Origin of the sequence: Holospora undulata HU1, assembly GCF_000388175.3 — a bacterium.
Lineage (GTDB): Bacteria > Pseudomonadota > Alphaproteobacteria > Holosporales > Holosporaceae > Holospora > Holospora undulata_A.
The window spans coordinates 1-16610 of the sequence record NZ_ARPM03000124.1; the positions used below are offsets into that span (position 1 = coordinate 1).

General features: G+C 35.7%; 15 protein-coding genes. 7 read left to right on the forward strand and 8 right to left on the reverse strand.

Annotated elements, in window-relative coordinates; genetic code table 11:
- Positions 1 to 452: 452 nt before the first annotated feature.
- On the reverse strand, positions 453 to 638 hold the full coding sequence (locus K737_RS02910; protein WP_006293543.1) for a hypothetical protein: 186 nt from the start codon (positions 636 to 638) through the stop codon (positions 453 to 455).
- A 36-nt stretch (positions 639 to 674) separates the two neighbouring features.
- Here K737_RS02910 and K737_RS07930 point away from each other — a divergent pair, with 36 nt between their 5' ends.
- The gene (locus tag K737_RS07930; protein ID WP_075260333.1) at positions 675 to 998 is read left to right on the forward strand and encodes an IS1 family transposase; all 324 of its coding nucleotides are present in this window, start codon (positions 675 to 677) and stop codon (positions 996 to 998) included.
- Positions 999 to 1270: 272 nt separating this feature from the next.
- Here the strand turns inward: K737_RS07930 and K737_RS02915 are convergent, their stop codons facing one another.
- From K737_RS02915 to lon, 5 genes are all read right to left on the reverse strand, one after another.
- Positions 1271 to 1723: a hypothetical protein gene (locus tag K737_RS02915; protein WP_006293545.1), complete on the reverse strand. Its 453-nt coding sequence runs from the start codon at positions 1721 to 1723 to the stop codon at positions 1271 to 1273.
- Positions 1724 to 1888: 165 nt separating this feature from the next.
- Positions 1889 to 2578, reverse strand: a complete 690-nt coding sequence (gene dnaQ / locus K737_RS02920) for a DNA polymerase III subunit epsilon (protein WP_052567287.1) — start codon at positions 2576 to 2578, stop codon at positions 1889 to 1891.
- Between the two features lie 53 nt (positions 2579 to 2631).
- On the reverse strand, positions 2632 to 4176 hold the full coding sequence (locus K737_RS02925) for an Npt1/Npt2 family nucleotide transporter (RefSeq protein WP_006293548.1): 1545 nt from the start codon (positions 4174 to 4176) through the stop codon (positions 2632 to 2634).
- 251 nt (positions 4177 to 4427) lie between these two features.
- On the reverse strand, positions 4428 to 4844 hold the full coding sequence (locus K737_RS02930) for a 23S rRNA (pseudouridine(1915)-N(3))-methyltransferase RlmH (RefSeq protein ID WP_024161405.1): 417 nt from the start codon (positions 4842 to 4844) through the stop codon (positions 4428 to 4430).
- Positions 4841 to 7183, reverse strand: coding sequence for an endopeptidase La (gene lon / locus K737_RS02935; RefSeq protein ID WP_006293562.1), 2343 nt, complete (start codon positions 7181 to 7183; stop codon positions 4841 to 4843). The genes K737_RS02930 and lon overlap by 4 nt, the downstream gene beginning before the upstream one ends.
- 310 nt (positions 7184 to 7493) lie before the next feature.
- On the opposite strand from lon, the gene K737_RS02940 reads away from it, so the two are divergent.
- The 5 genes from K737_RS02940 (at position 7494) to K737_RS02965 (ending at position 12340) form a co-directional block, all read left to right on the forward strand.
- Positions 7494 to 8315: an inositol monophosphatase family protein gene (locus tag K737_RS02940; RefSeq protein WP_006293564.1), complete on the forward strand. Its 822-nt coding sequence runs from the start codon at positions 7494 to 7496 to the stop codon at positions 8313 to 8315.
- Entirely contained in the window at positions 8312 to 8920 is a 609-nt protein-coding gene (locus K737_RS02945; protein WP_006293565.1) for an RNA pyrophosphohydrolase, read from the forward strand. Before K737_RS02940 ends, K737_RS02945 begins: the two co-directional genes overlap by 4 nt.
- A 134-nt stretch (positions 8921 to 9054) precedes the next feature.
- Entirely contained in the window at positions 9055 to 10674 is a 1620-nt protein-coding gene (gene metG / locus K737_RS02950; RefSeq protein ID WP_006293567.1) for a methionine--tRNA ligase, read from the forward strand.
- A 56-nt stretch (positions 10675 to 10730) separates the two neighbouring features.
- A complete protein-coding gene (gene hemW, locus K737_RS02955) occupies positions 10731 to 11876 on the forward strand; it encodes a radical SAM family heme chaperone HemW (protein ID WP_006293569.1) in 1146 nt (381 codons plus the stop codon).
- 134 nt (positions 11877 to 12010) lie between these two features.
- Positions 12011 to 12340: a hypothetical protein gene (locus K737_RS02965; protein ID WP_006293571.1), complete on the forward strand. Its 330-nt coding sequence runs from the start codon at positions 12011 to 12013 to the stop codon at positions 12338 to 12340.
- Positions 12341 to 12441: 101 nt separating this feature from the next.
- Here the strand turns inward: K737_RS02965 and K737_RS02970 are convergent, their stop codons facing one another.
- Both K737_RS02970 and K737_RS02975 read right to left on the reverse strand, forming a co-directional pair.
- On the reverse strand, positions 12442 to 13038 hold the full coding sequence (locus K737_RS02970) for a nucleoside triphosphate pyrophosphohydrolase family protein (RefSeq protein WP_024161406.1): 597 nt from the start codon (positions 13036 to 13038) through the stop codon (positions 12442 to 12444).
- A gap of 137 nt (positions 13039 to 13175) precedes the next feature.
- On the reverse strand, positions 13176 to 14828 hold the full coding sequence (locus K737_RS02975; RefSeq protein WP_006293575.1) for a CTP synthase: 1653 nt from the start codon (positions 14826 to 14828) through the stop codon (positions 13176 to 13178).
- Between the two features lie 1259 nt (positions 14829 to 16087).
- Here K737_RS02975 and K737_RS02985 point away from each other — a divergent pair.
- Positions 16088 to 16600 (forward strand): hypothetical protein, encoded by a 513-nt coding sequence (locus tag K737_RS02985; RefSeq protein WP_152531061.1) that lies wholly within the window; start codon positions 16088 to 16090, stop codon positions 16598 to 16600.
- Positions 16601 to 16610 lie beyond the last annotated feature (10 nt).

Below are 16610 nucleotides of genomic sequence, written 5' to 3' on the forward strand. Positions count from 1 at the left end.
CAGCTTTATTATTTTTAATATACAAGGCTAGAAAGAAACTGCATGGCTTCAAAATTCCATTATTTCAATTTACATGAGATCTAAAAAAATCTTTTATTAAAACATTAATTATTATTTCAGGAGGGGATTCCAATGCTGTTAAACATTTATTTTGACACTTTCAACACTTATGCGGTGTTGTCATCACCGTCTCGTAATAATGAATAAAGGCTTTCTGCTTGGCTGGATCTGTCTTTTCGGGCCGTGCTGCTGTTTTTAAATGAAAAATTATGGGCGTACAACGTCTTGCCTCAAGAACATAAGCGCAGATATCGCTTACTTTTATATACGTTATGGCTTTCCAAATGTGCGGTAAGTCACTGTTTGTGAAATATTCAGCTTGCTCACAGATCCCCTGCTTGACACCATTAACTTTTGATCCTCCTTATACTTCTCTACATGACGACTGATCGTCAATCAGAAGAGCGGCGATAGCTCCCCCCCTTGTCGGATAACAAAACAGCCTTAATCCTATTTGCTACGCGTAGGTTCTTTTCTTGCCGATGCTGCGTTCTTAACGCAACACAATCTTCTTCTGTCAAAATTTTTGCATAAGAAAAATTATTAACACATAAAATTAAAGTTTTAAACAATTTCATTCAGTATGAGTATAGAATTGTGCTGGAAAACGGCTCATCGATTGGGAATTTGGTGATCACTCGAGTCAAACATTCAAACGACTTTTTAAACGATTAAAAAAATGGAAAATTTTATTTTATTGCGAAAATCATTGGGAAGATTTTAATAAAATTATTCCACGCAACCGCCTCTTTCAGGGAAAAGATAAAACGTTTTCCATTGAACAAACTAACGGTCGACAACGCCATTGGTTTACGAGATTTTATCGAAAACTCTTTGCAAACACACGATCACTTGAAATGCCGGAGGGAACACTGCGTATTTTTTCTGCACTTCACGTTAATAAAACTTTGAAAATAAATCATGCTATCTTTGGTTAAAATTCTCAAATATTTTATCATCGTTTTTATTTTTTTATATAAGTTCATTTTATTATAAAAAATATAATTTTTTACTTTATAAATAGTAGACGTTTTTTTAAATTTGATATAACAATCAAAAAAAACTATATAAGCTAAAATAAAACAAAAGGAAAGAAAAAATCTTCCCCTTTTAACTTAACACTCTCCTAAAAAGAATTTACCATAAGACTACAAAAAAGACTTATGAAAGAAAATATTTTATGAATTTTCCACTTTTGACCAATATTTTCTTAGTTTTTTTTGTAATTTTGTTTCTCTTTAAAAAAATCTAAAGAAATTTGAGAGTCATCTTTCGTTACTTTTTTATTTTCGCATGATCGTTCATGCAACCTTTTTAATATTTTCTCAGAATTCTCGTACTCTTCTTTTGAACAGCAAGATAATTCAGGTCTTTTTTCTTCTGTTTTAAAAGTATTATCATCTTCTGCTTCACTAAGCGCGCATGAATTAAAACCTTCCCCTTTCGAAAAACTAAACGTTGATAGATAAAAATTATTCTTCTTTATCGGATCTTCAAAAGGGTCTTTATTTGTATTTTCAGAAACCGAAGACGTTTCAAAAAAACTCTCAGAATCTTCAAAAGCAAACCGAGGAGTCAAAGGAGAATCCTCAAGTTCAGTTTTAGAAATAGCTTGACTATCCATCGTTAATATAAAAAAAACAAAAATTGATTTAACCAACATGTTCTATCTAAAATTAATCTTACCTTAAAACACAAAAAATTGCTTTTTAAATTTAAAGCAAAAAGAGCATTTCAAGACCCACTTTCTCTTTCAATCATAAAATCTATAGATAATTTTTTCAATAGCTATTTCTAAAAAAAAATAAAAATATTTCTGTGTATACGTCTATTTTAAAAGGCGATCTATAGCTTCTTTATGCATAAGCGCTTCTTCATTATTAACGACAAATTGACGATCGTGGCGTTTTTTTGATGACGTGTATCGCTCTAAGGACGTTTCTGAAAATTCTAACAAATCTCTAAATTCAAAAACATTTTGTTCTTTACACAATTCTTGATATACTGCGCATAATAATTCTGCATCTAAAAGTGCACCATGATAAGTCCGCTCAGATAAGCTAATTCGAAAACGACGACATAAAGCATCTAAACTAGCGGGAGATCCAGGAAACTTTTTTCTTGCCAAAACTAAAGTGTCTTCTATAGGGTTAGTCAGTGCTTTTTGGGAAATCTTTTCCAATTCCCAGTTTAAAAAACCTGTGTCAAATCGTGCATTGTGAATCACAAGCATTTGTTGACCTATAAAGTTCAAAAAATTTTCATATATTTTACAAAACGTAGGATATTGACGTAAAAAACTCCAGCTTAACCCGTGAACTTCCTTTGATCCTGGAGAAACCTCTCTTTCTGGATTAAGATAAGCATGAAATTTATCTACAATGACTCCATCAACAGTTTTAACACACCCAATTTCTACGATGCGATGAGCTCCGTGACTATCCCCTTTTACGGTGGATAATCCTGTTGTTTCTGTATCTAAAAAGATTCTTATAATACCTGACATATCATTTTTCACGATCTAAAGAGAAAACGATCAAATCATTTTCTCTTTGATTCTTTGAACTCCCCTTAAACTTCTTTAATATTTTCAGTTTCCATTACTTTTTTTGCATAAGCAATAGCAAGCTTGTTTACTGCCCAAATCCACCACCATGTAATGACGACCAAGAGTCCTCCAAGAAGCGGAACAGAAAGTTGGGGAGCACCTAATCCTCCAGTTGCAGCATTACAAATAAGCTGTAATACACTTCCTCCAGATTTTCCAGCACGGCCACCAATGACATCAATAGCAGCTTTTCCTTTAATTTTTTCTTCTTCGTCTAGAGGAATATAAGCCATTTCTTTTGTTGGATCAAAAAGAGCGTATTTTACCCCCTTAGTCAAAACATTCTGAACTAAACCAAGCCCAACCGCCACAGTCAACGTTGAAGTCCCCAACATCTCACACACACCGCCAAGATAATCTTTAAAGACGACAAAAAGAAAAAATCCTACCCCTGTTATCATTGTAACAAAAGGCGTAATATTGGCAGAAAAACGCCACCCTAAAGATTGAACGAAATTTTTACTAAACAGAATAAAAACCATGGTGGTTATTCCAGTACCGATAAACATCTTTCCCATAAACGCGTTGTACGCATTCATGTCACGCATTCCGCTAACTGGGTCAGAAAAATAATGTCCTACACTGTCCTTCCATGTGACTTCCACAATATTTATGGTAATACCGTATGCCACCATCAAAATAGCGATATACATAAGATACCTGGACTTTAGTAAATAAACTGCACTTTCTTTCAAAGAAAGCTTCGGTTTAGACTTTTTCCCCTTTGCATCTGTTCCTTTTTGGGCGTCTGTCAAAACCCTTGTATTTAACCACCAATAGGAAACAGCAATAGCAATACATGCGACAACCATACAAGAACAGTATAACCTTAATTGAGGACCGAAATCTTTTTCCCCCGAAGCAAGTCGTTCTGGTTTTAAAAAATCTTCACTAAAGGCTGTCAATGATCCTGCTGCAACCAAGCCTAAGTTAGACCAAAATCCATACACAGGATAAAAACGTTTTGCCTGCGTAGTGGGAGTTATCTGGTTGGCGAATTGCCAGAAAAGCAATGCTATTCCCATATTTCCCCAAAGCTCTGCCATCATATAGAATAATGAATAATTCCAATAGGCTACCGCAGGAAAGAAATCTTTCAATAAAGGATAAGATTCTTGACATTGTTTAATCCAATCAGTTGAAAAATTAAAATGCTCACGCATGGGATACAGAACAAACCCAAACAAAAGAAAATATACTGCAAAAGGAAGTAATGTTGTAAAATAAAGCCTTTGTTTACTTAAAATATTACTAAGTTTCGCATAACCAATAACTGCTAAAATTGAACAAGGCGTTACCAATCCTAATTTCACCCAAGGAAGAACTTTTCCGCTAGATCCTGGTGAATTCACAAGCAAAGAATCCTTAACATTACGTGCTACTGTATAATTAAATAAAATAGAAAACATAATAACAACCATCGGAAGAAAAATACCCATTTCTTCTGGATAAACCGGCCATAACCGCTCTCTCCACTTGGTCATTCGGGACGATGATAAATTCGACATAATGCCTCAATTTTTTGTAAAGCACCAATGCTTTACATCATTTTCTTTCTCATCATAACATCACAGCATTCAAAATTCTATAGCGCTCTATGAATTTTCAAGAGAAAGGTACCAAATTGTAAACGAAAAAACAATCTCTTTTTTATTCATAGGGGGCTGGGGGCAGTTGAGAAAAGTTTTTAAAAGTTAATATTTTTTTAAAACTGAAAAGTGTAAAACTTATTTAATTTAAAAGTTAAAAGCGAATTTTTTTATACAAAACTATAAGGATGGCCTTTTTGCGCTAAAATTTTTCGATAGAGTTGCTCTAAAAGCATAGCCCGCGCAAAAAGATGTGGCCACGTCATCAAACCAAAAGACCAAATTTCATCATTTTGGTTGAAAATATTTTTAGGAATTCCAAAGGATTCCCCAATAAAAAAACAAATGTGGTAAGGTGATAGGGTGTCTAATTTCTTCCAAAATTCAGAGCTGGTGAACTGAATTCCTTTTTCATCCCACATAATCCACCGCTGAGACTTTAGTTTTACAAGACTTTTCCACTGCTTTTCTTCCATTTCTTTTACTGATATTTTTAAGGGACTAAGCCGCTTAACGTACAGATTGCACAAAGCATCAAAAGGGGGCTTTAATTTTCCTCCTGCGTAGATTGTCAAAACACTCATCATTCAGATAGCGTATCTTTGTCGGGAAAAATATACGAAACAGCTTGATGGATATGATTAATAAAGACAAGATGAAGCTTTTGTTTTACTTCTTCTGGAACATCGTCTAAATCTTGACGATTGTATTCTGGTAATAAAACCGTATCAATACCGTGATTAACAGCCGCAATGAGCTTTTCTTTTAATCCCCCAATACGCAAAACATCCCCTTTTGTTGTAATTTCTCCAGTGACGGCAGTGGTGCTGGCAATAGGTTTTTTAATAACTAAAGATAAAAGAGTTAAGAAAATGCCCACTCCTGCAGAAGGTCCATCTTTTGGAATAGCGTTTTCTGGGAAATGTACATGAATGTCGTTTTTCATAAAAGTTTCAGGGTTTAGCTTGTAATATTCGATATTTTCTTTAAGACAATTCAGAGCAACTTGAACAGACTCTTTCATAATCTCTCCTAATTTTCCAGTGAAAAAAGTTTTTCCTTTCCCAATGACTTGAACTGCCTCTATCTTCATGATATCTCCGCCAGCTTCTGTCCATGCAAGTCCTGTGATAACACCTATTTCTTGAGTTTTTTCGTGAAGAGCCCGGGGGGGATAAATTGCTGTTCCCAAATACTCAGTAAGCTCTTGGTGGTGAATAACTTGTCCTTTAATGATGTCCATCTCTAATTTTAAAACCACTTTTCGAGCCAAAGCTCCGATACGCTCTTTTAGGCCCCTCACTCCTGCTTCTTTTGGAGTATATTGCGTCAATAAATCGTAAAGCGCAGAAGGAGTTATAGAAAACTGCTCTTGGCTAAGACAGTGTTCTTGCATAACGTTAGGAATTAGGTGGCGTTCCGCGATTTGAATTTTTTCTTGAGTTGTGTATCCAGATAGGTGAATTAACTCCATGCGATCTCTAAGTGGGGAAGGAATATCATATTTTTTATTGGCAGTTGCAATAAAAAATATTTTCCCCAGATCGTAAGGAATTTCTAAGTAATGATCTCTAAATTCGCCATTTTGTTCTGGATCTAAAACTTCAAGAAGCGCTGCATAGGGATCCCCTCTTCTATCTGCTCCCAACTTATCAATTTCGTCTAGTAAAACCACTGAGTTAGACCCGGGAAGGTGTTTTCCTTTTTCTCGACCTTGCAGCGCTTTTAATATCCGTCCGGGAGTTGCACCGATATATGTTCTGCGATGACCTCTAATTTCTGCTTCATCGCCACACCCGCCCAAAGCAATAGAAGTGAAATCCAAATTTAGGGCTTTGGCAATGGCTTTTGCCACAGAGGTTTTTCCTACACCGGGGGGACCAACAAGGCACAATACAGCACCTTGATCGGTTTTTCGACGACGATGAACTGCCAAAAACTCTAAAATGCGTTCGTTAATTTTGTCCATACCAGAGTGGCTTTCTTCAAGGATCTTGTTAGCTTCATGCAGATCTTTGTTTAAAGGCTTTAATTTTTTCCAAGGAAGGCTGACCAAAAAATCTATGTAACTTTGAATTCCAGATATTTCAGGAGAAGACTGAGGCAATAATCGTAATTTCTTTAATTCATCTTCTGCTTGTTTTTTTGCTTCCTGAGTTAAATGTTTCGCATTTTGAATTTTTTTTTCGATATTATGGTAAATGTCTTGTTCTCCAGATTCTCGTTTTAAAATCTCTTCCTTTGTTTTTCGTACATATTCTTGGTAATCATTACGCATTTTTTGTGCTGCTTTAATGCTGAGGGTTTCTTTGAATTTGCCAATAGCAACTTCAAAACTAAACCATTCTATAAGAATTTTCATTCTAGAAATTAAGCTGTCAGATTTTAAAATTTTTTTCTTTTTTTCAATATCATTAATATTTCCAGAAATTTTGTACACAACTTGCTCAACATTAACCGTTTCTTGTTCTTCAATTGTTAATGCTCGATGAATTGTATCTTGTGCGTTAAGCTTTAAATACTGGTCCAAATAATTTTTTAATACTCTAAATGTAGCTTCAATCTTTGCAGGAGCTTCTTCTTGGGTGTGTAAAGGCTTTGCAGAGCAATTTTGCATATCCTCTGACAATGTAACGTGAACACGCTCAAGCCCTTCCAGTACTGCTTGACAATCATCATGTATAAACGTTGATTGCCGTACACGACACAGCGTTCCTACAGAAAAAATCTTTGAATTTTTTTTTTCAGATTGGTCTTGGGTACACAAAACTACGTATCGATCTTCCTGGGGCTGTTTTGTAATTTTTTGAATAATTTCAACAGACGAAGCGTGTTTGATCGCTAAAACTCCGGCAGTAAATGGAAAAAAAACCACATCTTGTGATATAATTACTGGGTATTCTTTTACAGATTCAGAGTCAAACACTTTGCGGCTCCAAAAAGATATTATCGCGAATTGTAGCACAATAAATGTTCTAAATCCAACGGTTTGTACTTAAAAATTGGTTGGAACGATCAAAAACAGTGAAAATACAATTAATTAAAAAACCAGTTATTATTAATGTTTAAAATATTTTGTATTTAAAAAAGTGTACGACAAAAATAAAAAATTATTTTATTTTTAAGAATTTAAAAAATATTTTTTTAACAAAATAAAAAAAATCTAACGTGTTATTCGTAATTAACGTATTGAAATAAAACATTTTTTTTTGTACAATAATAAATATATTTTTTTTGTGTTTCAAGTGCGCGCTTTTTCCACACCTTCTTCTTTTGTAAATGTTGTAACGCGGCTGATGTTTAAGGCTAGTGGAAATTTGTTGAGAGACTTTTCGGAGGTTGAAAAGCTTCAGGGCGCTGAAAAGAGTTTGAAAAAATTTGTCACTGATAGTGAATGTCGTGTTGAAAAAATTCTTTATCAAGGATTAAAAGAAAGTTATCCTGGGTACGGATTTTTGATGGAGGAAGGGGGGGGAATCCCCGGGGAAAGCATCGATGCTGCAACTTGGATTATTGATCCTTTGGACGGGTCTAATAATTTTTCCAAGGGGATTCCTTATTTTTCTATTTCTGTTTCTTTGTACGAACGTCAGGATTTTTTAATGGGGGTGATTTATGACCCGGTGCGAGATGAGATTTTTTGGGCACAAAAAGGAGTAGGGGCGTTTTTGGATCAGTATAGGTTGCGTCTTCCTCAAAAGCGTCCAAGAAATTATATAGCAATGGCATTGCCAGGACCAAGGCACACTTCTGATCAATGCAGTCGTATTGTTTCCTTATTTCAGCGATTCCCTTTGGCTTTGTTTAGATCGTTTGGAAGCACTTCTCTTCACCTTGCTTATGTTGCCGCTGGGCGTTTAGATGGGTGTGTAGAATATGCTACGCGCATTTGGGACAGTGCAGCGGGAATCGCCATCTTGAAAGAAGCAGGGGGAAGAATGAGCCACCAATTCAAGGGGCCGTTACAAGGGCAAGGGGTGCTTAGTTCTGATGTTGTGGCAGCGCATCCTGAGATTTACGAAACGTTGTACAGCGCAACTGCTGTGAAGCCATCATGAGGTTTGCTTTATTAAAAAGAATATGCCTTTTTTTTCAAGCTTTTATTCGTTCTGGCGCTGATGCGAAAGACCCTAAATATCGCCTTGGTGTAGGGATTGTTTTGGTGAATAAAGGTGGAAAAATTTTTGTTGGAAAGCGGATAAATAAAAAACATTCCCAGTGGCAAATGCCCCAAGGGGGAGTGGATTTTTACAGTCAAAAGCCAGAGCCTTTTGCGCAGGCCGCTTGGCGTGAGCTATGGGAAGAAGTGGGAGTAAAAAATCAGTGCCAGCTTGTTGCGCGTACAAAAAATGCGTATCGCTACGATTTTCCTTATTTTAATTTGTGGAAACTAAGGTTTAAAGGGCAAAAGCAGGTTTGGTATGGGTTTATTTTTCTTGGATCAGACAAAGATATTAATTTAGAAGCAACAGACTATCCTGAATTCGGTTCTTGGAAATGGATTGAAAGGCAAGAATTAATGAGCAGTTGCGCATTTTTTAAACATTCTTTGTACACAAAAGTTTTAGAAGAGCTTTGGCCTTTTATTACAGATGCTCTACATTCTAAAAATTTTTTAAATCCTTTTGATGGGAAAGAACCTGTGTGTTCTGAGAAAAGTTAAAAAAATGGTAAGGATGAAAAAATGTGTGCCAGAAGAAAAACGATAGAAGTAGAGGGGAATTTTCATGGACGCGTCCTTTTTTTTTGTGTAAAATATGGTAAAATATCTGCGCTTACGTTTTTTTATGTTGTTTTATGAAAGCTCAAAACGTACCTGTTCAAAAGCCACAATTGTTTGCAACGTCCAGGCCTTTATCTCGTTTAAACGATGTTTATTTGCCTCGTCGCGGATATCCGCTTTACGTAACAACGCCTATTTACTATGTCAATGACGTTCCTCACATTGGTCATGCTTATACGACCATAGCCGGAGATGTCATGGCAAGGTTTTGGAGATTTTTAGGTTGGCCCACATATTTTGTTACGGGCGTTGATGAGCATGGTGGAAAGGTTGCTCAATCTGCAAAATCTAAGAATGTGCCCGCTCAAGCTTATGTAGATGATATGGCAAAGATTTTTAGATCGTTAGTTCAAGCTTTAAACGCCGTTCCTGATGATTTTATACGTACAACAGAATTTCGCCATCATCAAGCTGCTCAGGCTTTATGGAAGACGCTAGAAGATAGAGGGCATATTTATTTAGGGACATATTCGGGATGGTATGCTGTTCGAGATGAAGCATTTTATAGTGAAGATGAAATTCAAGATGGAAAAGCTCCCAGTGGTGCCCCGGTAGAATGGGTGGAAGAGCCTTGTTATTTTTTCAAATTATCAGCGTGGCAAAAGGAACTTTTGGCCTATTACCAGGAAAATTCACATGCCATTCGTCCTAAGGAACGGTACAATGAAACACTTCGATTTATTGAATCAGGGTTAAAAGATCTTGCTATATCTAGAACAAAATTGTCTTGGGGTATTAGCGTTCCAACTCATGTAGGGCATGTTATGTATGTGTGGATGGATGCGCTGACAAATTATCTTACTGTTTTGGGGTATCCTGATGTAGAGCAAGATAATTTTAAAACTTTTTGGCCGCACAGCGTGCATTTGGTCGGAAAAGATATTCTCCGGTTTCATACTGTTTACTGGCCGGCATTTCTTATGGCAGCAGGGCTTAAGCCTCCTGAGCGTGTCTTTGCCCACGGATGGTGGACACGAGAAGGAAAAAAAATGTCAAAATCTTTGGGAAATGTTTTAGATCCTTTTGCCTTAATTCAGCGATACGGTGCTGATGCACTTCGGTATTTTTTACTAAAAGATATTCGTTTTGGTCAAGACGGAGATATCTCAGAAGATGCTTTGCTGCAATGCTATAATCAAGATTTGAAAAATACGTTAGGGAATTTAGCGCAGCGTATTTTGGCTTTTATTGATCGTTATTGTTCAAACGACTTTAAAGAGTCAAAATCCCCCCCCATAGATAGCGAACACGAAGCCTTGCAAACCTGGGGGCGTCGCGCTTTACCTTATTTAAAATTTTGCATAGAACAAGAGGATTTGTACGGCTATATTGATTTACTTCAAACCAGTGTGCAACAGGTAAATGCGTATATAACAAAATTTGAGCCCTGGAAAATGTTGAATATTCCAGAAAAAGCATCGCATCTTCTTGAAGGATTATACAGTTTGTGTATGTTTTTAAGAGATATAGCTCTTTTGTTTTCTGTTGTATTGCCTAAAACAATGGAAAAGCTGTTACAGCAGATGGGGGAAGAAAAGGAAATATCTAGTGGAAGTATTCAGCGACTTGGATCTCCGTTAAGTACGGCGCTTTGGCCTAAGCCTGAGCCTATTTTTGACCTTGAAAACGTATAAAATATAAAATGAAGAAACTACTTAAGTACATTTCTATTTCTGAAGTAAAGTAATTGATGAAAAAATTGGCTTTATATATTCATTGGCCGTTTTGCTTAAGTATTTGTCCGTATTGTGATTTTAATCGTGGAATTTGGTCTAAGGCGCCTACCCAAGATCCTGAGATTTGGATTGAAGCATATAAAAAAGAGATCACTTATTGGCGCAAGCGTATAGGGGAGTGCAAAGTTACCAGTATTTTTTTTGGTGGGGGGACGCCTTCTCTTATGCCGATATCTCTATTAGCGGGTATATTGCAGCATATTAGCGAAGTTTTTGGAGTTTTGCTTTCTTCTATAGAAGTCACCCTAGAAATGAATCCAACAAAGTTTGAGACAGAAAAACTACAAGAAATTGTTGCCTTGGGAATAAATCGTATTTCAGTGGGGGTGCAGTCTTTCCAAGATCCTGTTTTAAAGTTTTTAGGGCGCACGCACACCAAGCAAGAAGCAAAAAATGTCTTGACTTGGTTGAAAAAAAAGGATGTTCGGTTTTCTTTAGACTTAATGTATGCTCACAAATATCACGAAGATCCAGAAAATTGGAAGACAGAGCTAAAGGAAGCATTACAGTGGGCGGGGTCTCATATTTCTTTATATCAACTAACGTTAGAGCGAGGAACTCTTTTTCATCGCAGGGCACAACAGGAAAAAAATCTAATTTTAGATGCATCATCTGCCGCAGACCTTTATTTGTGGACACACCATTATTTAGAGTCTTTGGGGTGGAATGGATATGAAATTTCTAATTACGCGCGTGACGCAGAATATTGTGAGCATAATTTAACCTATTGGCGGTACGAAGATTATTTGGGTATTGGTGCTGGTGCACATAGTCGGATAACTTTTTCTGATGGAAAGTACGCCATAGTTAACGAAAGCAGTGCAACTTCTTGGTTAAATTCTTGCACCGTCTACCATAACGCTGTAAAGCAGGCTGTTCCTTTGGAATTATGTACGCAGTTTAAAGAAAAAATGTTAATGGGGCTGCGTTTAAAAGAAGGAGTTTTTCTAGATTCTGTTTTGCCTATTCCTTCAAAATTTGAGGTAAAAATTCAGCAATTAAAAGACGCTGGGTATATGATAGAATTCGAAAAAAGGCTTCAGTTAACAATAGAAGGGAAGCTTCGTCTCGACGGAATATTATCTTTTTTACTTGAATAATTTATATTAAAATTATTTAATTAGATTGTTGCAAAAACATAACAAACAAAAAAATAACTTGATTACGAAAAATATGATCGAAAAAACTTATAGAGGATTTATCATAGATTCCATAGAAGGCAATGAGCACAGTGATGAGTTTAATTCTTAGATTTTCTTTGATATTTGGCCTTATATTTTCTTTTAACGCAAAGGGTGCTGACCTGATCACCAAGTTAATTATTGGGTATGAAGAGGTTAGAACTTCTAAAGCTCTTCTTGATGCACATGGCCCAGGTTCTTTTTCTGTGGTTTCCCAAACTTTTGGTCAGTCCAGAAATACTGCCGGAGAATTTGGGTTTGGTTCCACTGTTTTAACGTTGCGTTGTCCTGCCTGTGCTGTTATGGTTGTCCCTGTTAGAGAAAAAGGTCCTATTAAGGTTCGCATAGCGAACGAAGTGCTTTTTACAAAAAGCGTTTTATAATTTTTTTTTAGCGAGGGGGGGGGATTAGTTTTAACATTTTTTATCTCTTAGGTATTTCCAAAATGCATCAAAGGTTTTCAAAAAAGAAAGCTGTTTTGATGCTAGGTTAGGTCTAACATGGGATAGCGCTGGGAATAATTTAAGAATTTAGGGTGTTCTTGGGGAAGCGTAATCTGAGTTAGGCAGGTCCAAGTTTTGAATGCTCCTTTTTCCTTTTCTTTTCTGAAAAATTCTTTTTCTAAGTCTTTTGAGGAGTAGCCTAAGATTTTTGTTAATTTAATGACGGTGAGGCAGATGTTAATAACGTCTCTTTCTGATGTGGGAGTTTCTTTCAATATTTTTGCCTGATTTACAAGAAGTTGTGCCGTTTCTAGTTCTTTTTCATGAGAAACGTTTAAGCGTTCTAAAAAATTTGAAAGAATTGAGGAGGAAAAAAAATCGAAATTGATTTCGTTGTTTAATTCTAAAAGAGCTTGAGCCGCTTGTATAACATCGGCAAGTTCACTAAGTCCGTGAGTTTTGTTGTGGTGTTCTAAATCATCTAGCGCTTCTTGTGCTTCTTCAAGAATCTTTTTTTTAGCATAGGTTGGGCGTTCTGCCAGTCCAAGAACTCGGTAAACTCCTTCAAGATCTTGAGCGCTATTTAAAGATTGAGCACGATCTCTGACCAATTTGTCACACAAAAAAATTTTTTTCATTTTTAGTCTATTTGCCTTCAATGCAACTATTGTACAAAATAAAAATAAAATAAAAAGCAAAGTTCTATTTTTTACTTATAAAAATTTTAAAAGTAAAAAACTCCTAAATGGGTAAATACCTAAAAGATTTACTAGTACTATAAATCTTCCTTAAGGTTGGTTTTTTTAGCGCCTTGAAAGTGTTGAGCCGCCCTTATAAAATCTACAAACAACGGATGGGGAGCAAAAGGACGAGAAGCAAACTCAGGATGAAATTGCACTCCTATATACCAGGGGTGATCCCGATGTTCTATGATTTCTATTAAGGGGTGATGATCTGACCACCCTGCAACTCGCAATCCAGAACTTTCGATGGCATCTAAATAAAGATTATTAATCTCGTAACGGTGACGATGTCGTTCTACAATTTTTTTAGTACCATAAATTTGATATGTTTGACTTTTTTCTATAAGAACGCAGGGTTGAGATCCAAGTCGCATGGTTCCTCCTACTCCTTGATATTTTTCATAGGTACGTAATACTTCCCCTTCCTTCCATTGAAACATCATAGCCACAACCGGAGTTCCCGAATCTTCGAATTCTGAAGAAGTTGCATCTTTAATTGACGTTTCGTGGCGAACGGACTCGATGACCATTAACTGCATACCAAAACATATTCCAAAAGTTGGAATCTTCGCTTTGCGCCCATACTGAATTCCTCGGATAAGCCCTTCAGTAGCACGAGCCCCAAACCCACCAGGAACAATAATACCATCGCAGTTTTTGAATATATTATCTATAAGCGGAGAAGATTCTACGTGTTCTGCATCAATCATGCTTATGTTAACGCAAACACCATGACAAAACCCTGCGTGCCGCAAAGCTTCTTTTACGGATTTATAAGCATCCGAGCCCTTTGTGTATTTTCCTAAAAGGACGATATTAATTGCTTTTTGACACAGTTCCATTTTCTGTGTTAACTCCTTCCACAAAGAAAGATCTGGCAACGCTGTATTTATTTCAAAATAATTTACTACCGCCTGGTCTAACCCTGCTTCATGATATACTACTGGAGTTTCATAAATATTTTCTACATCTAAAGCTTCTATGACGTGATTAGAAGAAATATTACAAAATAACGCAATTTTTTGCTTTATTTCTTTAGAAAAGTACCTATCGGTACGACATAAAACAACATCGGGTTGAATGCCAAGATGCTGAAGCGCCATAACGGAATGTTGTACCAGTTTCGTTTTTAGCTCTCCAACCTGTTTTAAATAAGGAACCCAAGATAAATGCAAAAACAAGCAACGCTTTTTCCCCAGTTGTCCTTGCAGTTGTCGGGCAGCTTCTAAAAACGCTAATCCTTCAATATCTCCAACAGTTCCTCCAATTTCACACAAAATAAACTCTGTACCAGAAGGGCATCGCAAAATTTCATCTTTAATAGCTTCAGTCATGTGAGGAACGATTTGTAATGTCTGTCCCTGCCAAGCACCTTGACGTTCTTTATAAATTAAATTCTGGTAAATGCTTCCTGCCGAGCACCATCCGCTGTTGGTATTTCCCGTAAAGCGTTCATAGTGTCCTAAATCTAAATCCGTTTCTCTTCCTTGAAGGGTCACAAAGGTTTCACCATGCTGTGTTGGACTTAAAGTTCCGGCATCTACATTTAGGTAGGGATCTAATTTTAATAACCACACAGAAAGCCCTCGAGCTTTTAGCAATGCACCTAACGTAGCAGTAGTAATCCCTTTTCCCAAAGAGGACATCACGCCGCCAATAACAAAAATGACTGAAGGTGGGTTCATCAAACATACATCTTAAGTTTGAATATATGTACCACAAAGTTTCGTAATATTCAACCTCAAAAACCTCTTTATATAAGGTTTACGTAATAATTTATTATTTTTTACAAATTTTCCATATAAAACGGAAAATAATTATTTTATCCAGTATTTTTTGAACCATTATTCATTTTATTTAATACAAAAATAAGAAACTACTGTAATGGGGGGATATAAATACACATGTAAAATATAGAATATACGAAATACAAAACATTTTTTACATGAATATCAGATTTTGTTTTTTGAAAAATGGTATGCTAGTAAGGCTTAAAGATAAAGGTTATAAACATCTCTAGATAGTGTCGTGGTGAGATAAAATTATGATATAAAAAATCAGGAATTTTATTTTTTAAAAGAGATAACGCAATCGCACAGAAGACACAACATCTCAAAAAATCTTAGAAAATGCTTGAGCGTTATCTACCAGGAAGAAAGGGCAGGGAAAAGCAAAGGACAACCGTTAAACGCTGTTTTGTGGATTTTAAGAAATCAGGTCTCCTTGGAAAGATCTTCCCCAGGATTATTGAGATTAAAAAAATAAATCTAATTTTGATACAGAAAATTATGGTAAAAAACGTAAGAGGGCAGCTACTAACGAAGTGTTTTACGGGCTTTCAGTAGCATTTTTTTCTGCAAAGATATCCTCCTAGAAAAGTGTGTACGGATTTTTTACCAGATCCTTTGACTAGATGTACATTTTGGGTGCATCAGGAGAGCAAAGAGGTAGAAATATTTGATCGTTTTTTGAACTAACTTCGCTTTTTTTTTGCTTGCTTTCACGTACGAAAAGTCTTTTTTTAAGCTATAGCTAATCTTTTTAACCAGCAACTGATTGTACCCCAAATTCTTGAGCAGCTTTTTTCAAGGTCATAATCTTGGTTTTCTTTGACGTACTCTTCAAGCTTCTCTAAGTCACTCTTTTTTTCTGAGCCACCACGCTGTATAAAGCGTTTTCAGTTTATTTTGTTAAAATAAAAGGATATTCAAGATAAAAAGAAGCAAAGATAATTTTGTGAGATGTGAGCACAATCAGTCTTAATAAGAGGTATGTTAAACAAAAATGTACAATAAATAAAAAAGCAACAGGATATTTAAAATTTTTTTAAAAATTACTATAAATCAAAAAAATGTTTTTTTTAAAATTTTTTACGTTAAAATGTTTTGGTATTGCGTACAATAAAATATACATGAGCAAGTATAAAAAGGGAAATTTCTTACTTTTGGGTTTAGGCGTAATGGGATCGCAAAGCGCGTTTTCTGATTTAGATTCTTCTAATCTTGATTCTTCTTCTCCATGGTTATGGAGAAATTTTGAAGATTTTAAGGACGAATGGAATAAAAAAGCATATGCTTTGAGGTACGCACCAGATGCTCTTAAACGCTTTGAAAAAGATATTTCTCTCAAAACAAAAGAAATTATTCGAGCGCATAAATCGTTAGTTGAAGTAAGTAACTCTGGAGATCTTACAGAAAAAAATGCCGAAAAAGTAAAGAAAGCGTTTTCCAATTTAGCTAAATATATTTGGGAGTTTCGTAAAGAAGATAAAGAAAAAAAATTTTTAGAAACTATAGTGAATAACAAAGGTGAGTTGTGCCAAAATTTTTTCAATCCTAAGCAAAACCTTAAGGCTGATTATTGTGAGCGTTTAATTACAGAAGCATTAGGAGGTGTGAAAAATACTACTTTTTCTACAAAATCTTTCTTTAATTCCTCTCAAAATTTTAAAAAATAATCCCTTCAAG